This window comes from Actinocrinis sp. (assembly GCF_035946395.1).
GTDB lineage: Bacteria > Actinomycetota > Actinomycetes > Streptomycetales > Catenulisporaceae > Actinocrinis.
On the sequence record NZ_DASYZI010000374.1, the window covers coordinates 1 to 1,648 of the forward strand.

Annotated in this window: 2 protein-coding genes; one reads left to right on the forward strand and one right to left on the reverse strand. The window is 71.1% G+C overall.

All coding sequences use genetic code 11. From position 1 onward, the window contains the following. On the reverse strand, positions 1–296 hold a 296-nt coding region (locus VGS97_RS23520), incomplete at its 3' end, for a hypothetical protein (protein ID WP_326855808.1). 83 nt (positions 297–379) lie between these two features. On the opposite strand from VGS97_RS23520, the gene VGS97_RS23525 reads away from it, so the two are divergent. Further along, positions 380–1,453 carry a LacI family DNA-binding transcriptional regulator gene (locus tag VGS97_RS23525; RefSeq protein ID WP_326855809.1) on the forward strand — a complete coding sequence of 358 codons (1,074 nt, stop codon included), beginning with the start codon at positions 380–382 and terminating at the stop codon, positions 1,451–1,453. The last annotated feature ends 195 nt before the right edge of the window (positions 1,454–1,648 follow it).

The window sequence follows — 1,648 nt, forward strand, 5'->3', positions numbered from 1 at the left end:
GGGGCTTGGTCGGCGAGTTCGTGGAACAGTGCCCTGACGAAGGTCGCGCTGACGGCGACCAGCGCGGGGTCGGCCTCAGCGCTGTCCGCGGCGGCGAAGGTGAAGTAGGCGCTTGAGGTGTCGTCCGAGCGCCAGGAGTCCGCGAGGCGTAGCAGGTCCTGCTCGCTCAGTTCGGTGTACTGGCGGCGTAGCGTGATCAGGTCCTCGGCCGCGGCGGCTCGGGCCGCCGCTTGATGCGCGCCGAAGGTCCAGTCCTGCCACTCGGCGCGGATGCGGGCCTCGTAGAACGCTGTCATCAGGCCGAGACTACCTTGACGTTCCGTCGGTTGGGCTTGGTCAGCTCTCCGGAAAGCGCTTTCCAGTGCGCTAGAGTGCGGGGATGGACAACGGACGGTCGCGGCGGCCCGGCGCGGCGGCGCAGACCGGCGCCGCGACGCTGAGCCTGGTCGCGCAGCGCGCCGGGGTCTCGCTCGCGACGGCTTCGCGGGTGCTGCACGGGTCGGGCGGCCGCGTGGTCAGCGACGCGTTGCGCGCGCGGGTTTTCGCTGCTGCCTCGGAGCTGCGTTACGTCTCCAACGGTCCCGCTCAGGCGCTGGCGCGCGCGTCGAGTCCGGTGGTCGGGCTGGTCGTGCACGACGTCGCCGATCCGTACTTCTCCGCGATCGCCGCGGGCGCGATGCGCGTGGCGCGGGCGCACGGCCTGATGGTGATGCTCGCCGCGACCTTCCGCGACCGGGATCTTGAGCTCGAATACCTCGCCATGCTGCGCGCGCAGCGGGCTCGGGGGGTGCTGCTCGCGGGCAGCGGATTCACCGATCCGGGCTACACGGCCCGGCTGGCCGGACAGATCGAGGCGTTCGAGCAGCAGGGCGGGCGGGTGGCGCTGGTCGGCCAGCACGGTGTGCACGCGGACGCGGTGCTCCCGGACCATCGCGGCGGCGCGGCGCAGGCCGCGCGGTATCTGTGGGAACTCGGTCACCGCCGGATCGCAGTGATCTGCGGTCCGCGCGAGTTGGAGACCGTCGCGCATCGGCTGGAGGGGGTCCGTTCAGGACTGGGCTGCGTTGGGGCGCGGTTGCCGGAAGAACACGTCGTCGAGGCCGACTTCACCCGCGAGGGCGGGCGGGCCGCGGCGATCGGGCTGCTGCGCCGCATTCCCGACGTGACGGCAATCTTCGCCCTCAACGACCTCATGGCCGCCGGAGTGCTCGCCGCCGTGCACGACGACCCGCGCCGCGTGGTACCCCGGGACGTTTCCGTCATCGGCTTCGACGACTTGCCGCACGCCGTCGATCTGCATCCGGCGTTGACCACGGTTCGCCTGCCGCTTGAAGAAATCGGCGAGCGTGCGCTGCGGCTGATTCTGGAGGAGGAGCCGGGCGTCGGTGTGCGTACGGTGCCCACTGCCGCGACGCTCGTGGTGCGCGCGAGTACGGGCCCGGCACGGCGTTGACAGCCGGAAGTCACAGTGCGGTGTCGGCTCGGCCTAGGGCGAGCGGCGGCGATTGAAGAGACGTACGGCCACGAACACCACTGCCGCGATCACCAGGAGCCACAGGATGATCGCCCACACGCCGCCATGCCACAGCGAGTGGAAGCCGAAGTGGTGGAAGAAGCCGCGACCCCCGTGGCGGGTGAATCTACGCAG